This window comes from Ruminococcus sp. RTP21204st1_B2_RTP21204_210225 (genome assembly GCF_040914135.1).
GTDB lineage: Bacteria > Bacillota > Clostridia > Oscillospirales > Ruminococcaceae > Hominimerdicola > Hominimerdicola aceti.
Genome location: NZ_JBCPGA010000057.1, coordinates 1 through 10,733, shown reverse-complemented (window position 1 = coordinate 10,733; position 10,733 = coordinate 1). Strand labels below are relative to the sequence as shown.

Here is a 10,733-nt window from a genome sequence, read left to right as displayed (position 1 = left end):
AATCTTTCCGGCGCAGTATTTCAGGTGATCGCTGTAGAGGATATTGTTACGCTCGACGGTACAACAAGAGCTTATGCCAGAGATGTTGTTTCAGAGATCACGACAGACAAAAACGGCTATGCCGAAACTGAGCCGCTTTATCTTGGCAAGTATGAGATCAGAGAGATAAAAGCTCCCGAAGGTTATGTGCTGAACAATGAGCCTAAAGATGTTGAGCTGACATATGCAGGGCAGGAATTTGAGGTGAGAGATACTGTGAATACAGCTTTTGAAAATGAGTATCAGAGCGTGAGGATATCGCTTTCTAAGGTTATGGAAAGTGATGAACTGTTCGGGATCTACGGCAAGGACTGCTATACAAGCATTCGTTTCGGGCTATTCGCCGCAGAAGATATTACTGCCGCTGACGGTTCTGCTATTCCTGCGGACGGACTGCTTTCAGAGGTTTCACTTGCTGAGAATATGACTGCAAAATTTGATGTACAGATACCTTTCGGAAGGTATTATGTCAAAGAAATTTCTACTGATGAACACTATATTCTTAACGGAGAAAAATATCTTGTAAACTTCGAATATATGGGACAGGACATCCGGACTGTGGATATTGACTGCGGACAATTCGTAAATCTTCTCAAGCGTGGCAGGATAGAGGGTCACAAGGTAGATGACAAGAGCGAACCTCTTGAAAATGCGGTGTTCGGGCTGTTTACTGCCGACTGTGTGAAGTTCAGCAGAGATACTGCAATAATGACTGCCGTTTCAGATGAGAATGGCTTTTTTGAATTTGATGACGTTCCATTTGGAAAGTATATCGTCCGTGAGATAGAAAGTCCAAGGGGATATATTCTTAGCGGTAAGGAATATGCTGTCAGCATTGCAGAGGACGGAGAGGTTATTGAGATAACTGCGGAAAACAAGCCTGTTACTGTTGAGATATCAAAGCGTGATGTGTACGGAAACGAACTTGTGGGTGCTGAAATGGTGCTTGAAAATGCTGACGGTGAGACAGTTGATAAGTGGACTTCCGACGGCACAAACCACATTGTTTCAAAGCTTGGTGCAGGTGAATATATGCTTAAAGAAATTGCCGCTCCCGACGGTTATATTATTGCGACAGACATTAAGTTCAACGTTGATGTTTACGGCAATGTTACGGTAGAAAACGTTGATTCAAAAGCCGTTTCGGATAACGGCGATCCGCTTATCACTATGGTGGATGATACGACTAAGGTACAGATTTCCAAGCAGGATATTACCACAGGTGAGGAACTGCCCGGCGCAACGCTCCAGATCATTGACGAGGACGGAAATGTTGTTGAGGAATGGGTATCCACGGACGAGGCTCACTTCATCGAAGGAAAGCTGATCGCAGGCAAGGAGTACACGCTCCGTGAAACAATTGCTCCCGACGGTTACGAGATCGCAAACGAGATCAGGTTTACTGTCAACGAGGACGGTTCTGTGACCGAGGTCGTTATGTATGATGAGCATACGCCTGATCTTGAAACCCCTCCTACGGTCATAATAGATATTCCTCATACAGGTGTATCCGCAGACAATAGTGCTGAGCTTTATCTCGTAGCCACAGCGGTTATTATGGTTTTCGGTATGGTCATATACAAAAAGAACGATAAGGAACAGAGAAAGGATGATGTGAAATGAGATCTAAAAAGAAATTGATCGCAGCAGCAAGTTCGGTGTGCTTTGCAGCTATGATGTCGCTAACCGCTTATGCTTCAGGCGATGTTGCAGGGGCGGTGACAAGCACCTGGGGTGCGGCGAAATCGCAGGTCGTTTCAGTCGTAAACAATGTGGTGTTTCCCGTAATAGACGTGATACTTGCGGTTCTGCTGTTTGTGAAGATAACACTCGCATACCTCGATTATCGCAAACACGGTCAGCTTGAATGGACGCCGATCGCTATCATTTTCGGCTGTTTGATCTTTTCTCTGACCTGTCCGCTGTACATCTGGAGCATAATCTGATAGGGGGAAAATGAATATGAAAGCAAAAGTAATGACTGCAATTTTAGCGACGATTATGCTGACAATGACAGCTTGCGGAACGATCAGTCCGCCGATTCAAAATGCTGTTACGAAAACAACAGCTACTACCACAGCCGAGTCCATACACGACTCGGCTGCCTCTTCGGAGGCTGAAAGCAGTTTAGAGGATGAAAAGATAAAGACGGACACCTTTATTGCCGAATTTTTCGATTCAAATATATGCTTTGCAGATACAAGCGCATTGGTAACAGAAGCAATGAAAGGCAGTTCCTTTGAGAACGAAATTGATAACTCAAACGGTGTGAATAAAATTACTTTGAAAGGCTCAAACGGCGGCGGTATGATAGATGTTCTGTGTATTGATCTAAGTCAGAGTGATCTTGATCACGATATGGAATATATCCTTGAAAACTTCGGAGATTATTACTTCGGACAGACCTCCGCACAGATGAGCGGTATCACCGAAGATGACTTTGTTTCGAGTTACCGAATGACAAGCAGTGTTGTTTCAAAGGGTAAGTATCAGCAGTACGGCTCTGTTCAGAAATCCGATGGTATGGCGACGCAGTTCGGATACACGGAAACCTACGCTGTGCTTTCGGAGAACAAGCTTACCGTTGTGTCGGGTGCATTTCTCAGTTCAGATATGATGGAAAGGCAGAGTTTTTCACAGCTGATGGCTAAGTTTGCGGAGAATGTGAAGTATTGAAAGCGGTGATAAAGTGCCATATATACCATTCACAGACGAGCAAAAAGTCCTTGCCAACAGCGTGAACCTTGAAGAGTTTTTGCGAATGCGAGGTGAAAAATTAGAACGTGCCGGCGTAGAGCATAAGCTCATATATTACGACAGCTCAGGCAAGCACGACAGTATAACCATCCGTGGGTCAAAATGGTTCGACCATAAAAATCAGACAGGCGGCGGAGCAATAAAGTTTATGCAGGAGTTTTATGGTATGGACTTTCAGACTGCGGTACAGGAACTGTTGGGACAGAGGGTAACTCCGCTGTCCCACAGTCCGCCGAAAGCTATCGCAAAGGAAGAAAAGAAAGAGTTCAGACTGCCCCAAGCAAACACAAATATGCACAGAGTGTATGCTTACCTCATAAAACAGAGGTTTATCGCTCCCGAAGTCATAACTCATTTTGCAAAGCAACACACACTTTACGAGGATAAAGAACATCACAATGCCGTATTTGTCGGGCTTAAAGAAGACGGCGAGCCTAAACAGGCACATAAGCGGTCAACAAACAGCGTTGGAGGTACGTTTCATATCACTTGCGGCGGTTCTGATACACGTTACAGCTTTGCACATTTCGGAGAGAATGAACGACTTTATGTCTTTGAAGCTCCTATTGATATGCTGATCTTTCTGACGCTGTATCCGAAAGACTGGCAAAAGCACAGCTGCATTGCAATGAACGGAGTGTATGAAAATGCTGTGCTTGCGGCATTAAAGAATCATTCTAACTTATCGGAAGTAATTCTCTGCGTTGATAATGACGAAGGAGGGATCGAGGCCGTTGACCGCTTAAAAGATATTCTTTCAGAGAATGGATATACCGATGTGAAACGGCTTGCACCGAAGTTTAAGGACTGGAACGAGGTGCTGAAAGCAAAGAACGGGGTCAAAGCTTTACCTGCTGTTCCTCACAAGCGGAAGGAAGAATATCTGAAAGAAGTAAGCGAACTGGGGTATTTAAAATGCCGTCCCGATAAGCTGACCTCGCAAATCTATGCAACATTCAAAAACGGACAATACAAATATCTTGCCGAGTATGCACTTGCGTTATACCATTAACGAAGAAAAATAAAAATGAACCGAATAGGAGCTATTACAAAGCTGTTGTATGTCACCATAACCATACAACAGCTTTTATCATTTGATTGGAAACTCCAATTCCAGAACAAACTCCGGGAACTGCTTTGGTATTCTCATCTCTCCGCCAAGCTTTTCGACAGTCCTGCGAATGTTGTATAACCCAAAGCCGTGATTATCTTTGTCGAGCTTAGAGGTTTCTGTGGAATTTTTGTTGTCTGGATTTGGATTTGATAATTTAATCACCTGAACATTCTGTACAACAGCACATTTCACCGTTATAACAGCCGAATCGGTTAAGCTGAGTTTTTCACAAGCCTCGATAGCATTATCCAAAGCGTTGGAAAGCATTGTACATAGATCGACTGCAGGAATCTCATCGGAAATAAAACCGCTGAATTGAATCTGAGTGCCGATATTTGCGGCTGATTCGCTTTTCTCCGAAAGTATCGAATCAGCGATCTGATTTCCGCTTGAAAACTTATTTGCATCAATTATCTTCTGCTTGGTTATACTTTTTACATAGTCAAGTGCTTCATCAAGCTGTCTTTTCTCAAGCGTTGCCTGCAAACATATCATATGATTTTTATAATCATGACGAAATTCTCTCAAATCGTCTGTAAGCTTATTGATCTTTTGGTAATGCTCAACTTGACCTACCATCTGTTTTTCCATTATTCCTAATATGCTTTCGTAGTATTGCCGTGAAATACTGCTGAATACAAATGAAATAATAATTGTCAAAAAAGCCATAATGGTCAGCACTGTCAAGAAACTGTTTATTTTATTATCAAAGAACAACTCGCTAGATTCAACAGCCATGTTTCCACAAAGCTCTCCGATAAAAACCAGGACAATTAATATCAATATATATAATCGTTTTGGCAGTAATCTTATGCTGTTCCTGATTTGATTTTGATGATTTTTTTGAAGAAATCTGAGTAGGATTAATACAACAATATTAAAAATCATAGATGAAAAATTTAAAACCGTTGCTCTGTCAAAATCTTGTACAAATAAATCAATCAGTATGCATCCAATTGATTGGAAAATAGAATCTAAAATCAGTACAATAACCGAAATATATACAGACCATAATTTTTTTGATTTGAATATTGACAAAATGCAAATTAGTAGAAATGCATAATAACATATTGTTGCCGTTAGGAAAATAACAGGTTTGTCATGATTTCTATACCAGGAGCAAATAATTCCGGAAATCAAATACATAAGAAATACAGTCACATATTTTCTCCTGTACTCTTTGGTTCCATAAATAAGACTCATGGTTTGGATAATCGTAAATAAATATAGTATGGATATTACTGTAAATTCAAATGTGTGTACTAAATTCATTTCTATTCTCCTATACTTTTTCTTTTAAGATAATTCAGATATTTGCTTTTAAAGTCCTTGAATTTAGAGCTTGAAATAAGCGCTTTTTGACCGTTAGAAAATTCAATTTCCTTTTTACTGTAGCCGATTATGTAATTGAAATTGACGATATACGAGCGATTTGAGCGGTAGAAATACTCTTCATTCAATTTTTTCACCAACGAAGAAATTTTGTTTGAATAAAGAAAAATTCCTTGAGCTGTGACAACTTCCGCATAGATATTGTCGGCTTGTGCATATATTATTTCGTTTTCGGGTATCGTTATATTCTTTTGATTAACAGTATCCTTAACTACTATATAAGCAGTTTTTGCTAGATTTTTTATAACAGAATCCAAAGCTTCGTACAAATCCTCTTTTTCAAACGGTTTAACGAGAAAGCGAAAAGCATTAACTTTCATACTGTCAAAAACAACGTCCTTATAGCTGCTCACAAATATTACGGTAGTATCAACATTGCGTTTCCTCAATACCGAAACGGTATCGAGTCCGTTTTTATCTGTCATTTGATGATCCATAAAAATCAAGTCAAAGGACATATCGGCAGCTAAGAGTTCCATGCCGTCGGAATATTCGTATATAATAAAATTAAGACCATGCTTATCTGCATATATGTATAATTCTTCAGACAACGTTTTTCGAAAAAAAGACTCATCATCGCAAACTGCTATATGCATAATAACCTCTCCCTATTATTTTCTGATATTTTTTGTTGTTCTTATTATACAATATTTTGACATTAATTTCAAGCTATTTTGAGCTTTACAAGAAAAAAAGGGGTGTTTACAAGAATTTTGTAGCCTGTTTTAGAAATCGGTGTTATCTTAATGGCATCGATTTGTAAAGGAGGCAAATAATATGTTCTATAATTTTTGGCTTGCATTTTATAAATTCTTCAAGTAAGGCGGTGCGGTTATGCCGATAGTTGAACACCAGTATCTACATTATAAAAATGTTTTATGTTTTGAAATGCGGCTTGATTACGGAGAAATAGAGGACTTTGCCCAAAGAATCGATTATAGTCTTGACGTTTTAGATCTATCCCGTGACGGGAAAATTGTTATTACTCAAAAATCCCCTTTTCTTGAGTTTCTGATTCCTGTAGATAAACAATTTTCAAGCAGCAAGCATTACCGCTATAAACCGGAGTTCAAACTTGTAAATGCTATAAGGACAAGACATTACGGTTCTTTCGACAGTATTCAAAACAAAGTGGAGGAGCTTAAGAAGTATATTCAAGACCAGTCTTTTTTGCCCGCTACCCCTCCGTACTTCATTGTTCATGATATTAAAAACAATATTTATGATGTATATATTGGTATCAATGAAAACATTTTATGAAATGTGAAAACGAGGTCGGATTTTAGTAATCTGATCTCGTTTTTGTGCCTTTACAAGGAAAAAGGGGGTGTTTACAAGAAATTTGTTGAGAACAGCATGATTTTGTAGTATTTTTATGGAGTTAGTAAACTAACAAGAATAAATAATTATGGAGGTAGTAAATATGTTCAAACCAAAAACAAAGTCACGGCTAAAGCGAACGCTGTCAGGAGCACTGGCTTTAGCTATGACAGCGAGTGTGGCAGCTGTCATGCCGGCAGCGGCTGAGGAAACCGCCAAGTATCCCTATGCTGTTTTTGCCGCAGACAATGACGCAGGCATCACAATAAACACTGACAATTTCACACTCAACGGCAGTGCATATACAAACGGTGTGTTTGGGGCAACCGCTCAGTATCCCAATATCAACGGTACTGTTACAGATATTGACGATATTACAGATGAAGACAATACAGAGGGAGAAGAAACCGAAGATGTATTTGATGTAAGCTGCGATATGATTCTCATTCATACCAAGCTTGCAGACAAATATTTTACCGAAAACTGCGATACATACAACGAAGATTATACATATTCCGATATGAATATTAATATAAATAATTCTGTCTACGTTACGGGCAAACTGAATCTGGACGGCAATATCAGCCTGAATAACGCTGTAGGAGCAGTTTCAGACGTTGATCTTTCCGGCGGAAATCTCAACGGCAACAACACGGTTATCTATTCAAAATTCGGTGATATTGACATCTCAAACAGTCAGGCTTCGGTAAACGGACTGATCTATGCTCCATTTGGAACTGTTACCATAGACTGCGACAACTTCAATATGAACGGACTTATCATTGCTCAGAATGTTGTTATCGACGGATACGGAGCGAATATTAACTACAGCAGCTCGTGGGCAGATCTTGTCGGTACAGAATCTGAAGAACTTAGTTGGACATTTGATGACTGGCAGTATCTTGCCGATACAGACGATGACGGTCTGCCTAATCTTATTGAAAAGGAAATAGGCTCTGATCCTTATAATCCCGATACGGACGGTGATAATCTTCCTGACGGGTACGAAGCGTTAACGCTTGAAACCGATCCAACAAAACCCGATACCGATGATAACGGCGTACTTGACTGTGATGAGGATTTTGACGAAGACGGTTTAACAAATCTTCAGGAATACGAGCAGGGTACAGAGCTTTACAATGATGATACGGACGGTGACGGATTAAAGGACGGCGAAGAAATTTATACCTACGGAACAGATCCTCTAAAGGTCGACACCGACGATGACGGACTTGATGACGGTGATGAAATATATTTTGAGACCGATCCGCTGAATCCCGACACGGACGGAAACGGTGTTTTTGACGGCAATGAAAAGCGTTTGCAGACCTTTATCCACGAGGTAGAGAACGAGGATTGCGCCGTTACTGAAGTCCGCATGTCTATGGAGGGTACGGGAAATCTTCAAAAAACCACGACCGTTGAAAGCATCATGAACAAAGATGTTCTCTGCACTGATGTTGTGGGGCTGGTCGGAGAGCCTTTTGAGATTGAAACGACTTCGCAGTTTGATAAGGCTACGCTTACTTATGTGGTGGATAAATCCAAACTTGGAGATACCGAGTTTGACAATCTGCTGTTTTTGTGGTATGATGAAGAAAATGACAATTTTGTTGAGCTGGATACCATTCTTGACGAGGAGAATTCAACTGTAAGTGTGGAGACTACACACTTCAGTAAGTATATGATTGTTGACGGAAAAGAATGGTATAGAGCATGGCAAGATATTTACACTAAAATAAACGAATCAAAAGGCCAGCATATTCCAAATGCAACTGTATTAATATCAAAAAGTTCAAATATATATAATGTTAATAACGCAAATCGAAATGAACTTATAGTTAGTAATATTGTAGACTCAATGTCGGATTCAGATATTATGAGCTTTTTGACCTACCAGAATGCTGGTGGAATGAACACCGATTTTACGAGTGTCAAAAGTGCGTTGAAATGGGATCCGATTTATTACAGCAGAACTGCTAATGCTAGTTATGGAATTGGTTTAGCAGCAGTTATACTCAATGATGAGGCTATGGGGTATAACTCTAAAATTATTTTTATTACTGACAGCAGTGTATCAGTTGACAGTAGATTTCTTAAGCTTGCAATTAATAACAAGATACCTATTTACTTTTTCTGTATTGGTGATTTTAATACAGCTGCATTGATAGGTTATGCACAGCTGACAGGCGGCAAGGTATACTCTGCTAAAACCGCTGCTGAAATAAATCAAAGCTGCAATGAAATAGGTCCTAAGACCTTTGTTGGAGAAACAGACACTGATGGTGACGGTTTTACAGATATTGAAGAAATGAGCGGACTTATTGTAAGCTCAAATTGCAAAATTGTTAATACCGATTATATGAAAGCTGACACGGATGATGACGGCCTTGATGACAATGAAGAAGTCGATGTTGAACTTACGAAGGTTGAAGTACCTGGAAAACAGGGCAATCCTTCAACGTTCAAATACTATCATCATATGTGGTCGGATCCGTCTGATTCGGATACAGATGGGGATAGGACGGTAGATTCAAGTGATTTAAATCCATTAGTATATTCGTTTGTTCCATATTTGGATATACTATGTGAATATGCTCAGAATTACTGCTCAGATAATAATTTACGAAATAAAGACGATGAAATAACACTTGTATTAGAATTTTTACGCAGCACTAAATACATTGGCACAAAGTGGAACATTACAGCTGGTAATATAAATGAGAATTTTATAGCATATGTTAAAGATAACAATATTGATGTATATAATTACTTCCTTGGAGATGATAATGCTGTGGAAGAACTCTTTGATCCATTGACGAACGAAAAGTATGATTTAAAACATCTTGCCGCAACTATGAATGCTTATTTTGAAAAAAATGATATTAAATCCATTTATTCTACTTATTATGGTTCAATGAATGATATGGCTGGTTGGGCAGGGGACTTACAACAAGTGATAGATCAAGATATTTTATATGGAAAAGATCAATACTATGCGCATAATATGAGTATAGAAGCCGCATATCAGGAAATGAGTACATATTTAGGTAATCGTTCGAATTCGCATTACGGAATTAGTGATGTAATTGTTGATGCAGATGCAGTTAATTTATACTATGAGTATAAAGATAATCCCAATATGGACTTAAATGAATTGCTTAACAATTATTTAATAAAAATGAATAACAAGCAAAGATTTTCTGATTTTATATATAATATTACAGGTTCAAATGAACGATCTGATTTGAAAATACTTGCTACATCATATATTAGACCTCCTATGGATTTTCTTTCTGCTGGTTGCGTGTATAGTTCATCTACTTGTAATTTAATAACTGAAAATATGATATATGGTTTTGCAAGTGCATTTTGCGATTATTATTTTGACTTAGCTAATTGAGGTTTAGTATGAAAAAAGTATTGGTAGTTGTCGGCATTATTATTTCTGCAGTAATTATTTCAGGCATTATTGTTGGTTTGGGTAAGAATGAAAAAACACTGTTTAATGAAAAAATTGAAACTGATAATAATGTTTTAATTTCAATCAAAGTTATTGAAAGCAATAAAGGTTGGCAACCTGATAAAACTATGATTATATCCGATGAAAATGAGCATTTGATTAGATATGCCATTGGATTTGAGGACTATACCAATTATCTGCCAAGTTATTATTTTTGCTATGATATAAATCCCAATGAATATTTGGTATGGGTTTATCAGCAAAATGGTAATGAATTTATTTACTATTTCAATACCGATACACAAGAAAAATATATGCTGGATTATAATAACATTGGCAACAGGACGGAAACTTTTTATGTTGCTGTCGATAAAGTTATAAAGTCAAATTTTTTATCTAAAATAGATTCTAAAATCAGTAATATGAATAAATGGAATAGCTATTTGTCAAACACTTAGGAGAAATCAGATAGCACAGCGATTGTTTTTCAGATGTTGAGGAAATGTCCGGATTACTTGTTGATTCAGGCTACAATCCCATTAAACCCAATTATATGAAACCTGATACCGACGCAAATTTGAATCTGTTATGTTTGAAAATGTTAATTTCGAGAATAGTTATTTTTCAGATTGTTTATTTCACGATATT

General features: G+C 38.4%; 9 protein-coding genes. 7 read left to right on the top strand and 2 right to left on the bottom strand.

Features of this window, described 5'->3' with window-relative positions; genetic code table 11:
- From AB5123_RS12940 to AB5123_RS12925, 4 genes are all read left to right on the top strand, one after another.
- Nucleotides 1–1,662 (top strand): SpaA isopeptide-forming pilin-related protein (locus AB5123_RS12940; protein ID WP_368364918.1); only part of this gene is annotated, 1,662 nt, incomplete at its 5' end.
- The gene (locus tag AB5123_RS12935) at nt 1,659–1,985 is read left to right on the top strand and encodes a DUF3852 domain-containing protein (RefSeq protein WP_117925303.1); all 327 of its coding nucleotides are present in this window, start codon (nt 1,659–1,661) and stop codon (nt 1,983–1,985) included. The genes AB5123_RS12940 and AB5123_RS12935, both read left to right, overlap by 4 nt.
- Before the next feature lie 16 nt (nt 1,986–2,001).
- A complete protein-coding gene (locus AB5123_RS12930; RefSeq protein WP_117898146.1) occupies nt 2,002–2,715 on the top strand; it encodes a hypothetical protein in 714 nt (237 codons plus the stop codon).
- A 13-nt stretch (nt 2,716–2,728) separates the two neighbouring features.
- A complete protein-coding gene (locus AB5123_RS12925) occupies nt 2,729–3,808 on the top strand; it encodes a DUF3991 and toprim domain-containing protein (protein WP_368364917.1) in 1,080 nt (359 codons plus the stop codon).
- A 78-nt stretch (nt 3,809–3,886) separates the two neighbouring features.
- On the opposite strand, the gene AB5123_RS12920 is transcribed toward AB5123_RS12925, so the two are convergent.
- Together AB5123_RS12920 and AB5123_RS12915 are read right to left on the bottom strand one after the other, a co-directional pair.
- On the bottom strand, nt 3,887–4,648 hold the full coding sequence (locus tag AB5123_RS12920; protein ID WP_302839815.1) for a GHKL domain-containing protein: 762 nt from the start codon (nt 4,646–4,648) through the stop codon (nt 3,887–3,889).
- Nucleotides 4,649–5,184: 536 nt separating this feature from the next.
- Nucleotides 5,185–5,898, bottom strand: coding sequence for a LytTR family DNA-binding domain-containing protein (locus AB5123_RS12915; protein ID WP_117925297.1), 714 nt, complete (start codon nt 5,896–5,898; stop codon nt 5,185–5,187).
- A gap of 238 nt (nt 5,899–6,136) precedes the next feature.
- On the opposite strand from AB5123_RS12915, the gene AB5123_RS12910 reads away from it, so the two are divergent.
- The 3 genes from AB5123_RS12910 to AB5123_RS12900 all read left to right on the top strand — a co-directional run bounded on the left by AB5123_RS12910 (nt 6,137) and on the right by AB5123_RS12900 (nt 10,543).
- Nucleotides 6,137–6,562, top strand: coding sequence for a hypothetical protein (locus AB5123_RS12910; protein ID WP_368364916.1), 426 nt, complete (start codon nt 6,137–6,139; stop codon nt 6,560–6,562).
- A 163-nt stretch (nt 6,563–6,725) separates the two neighbouring features.
- The gene (locus AB5123_RS12905; protein WP_368364915.1) at nt 6,726–10,025 is read left to right on the top strand and encodes a hypothetical protein; all 3,300 of its coding nucleotides are present in this window, start codon (nt 6,726–6,728) and stop codon (nt 10,023–10,025) included.
- An 8-nt stretch (nt 10,026–10,033) separates the two neighbouring features.
- Nucleotides 10,034–10,543, top strand: a complete 510-nt coding sequence (locus AB5123_RS12900; protein ID WP_022287857.1) for a hypothetical protein — start codon at nt 10,034–10,036, stop codon at nt 10,541–10,543.
- Nucleotides 10,544–10,733: the final 190 nt, after the last annotated feature.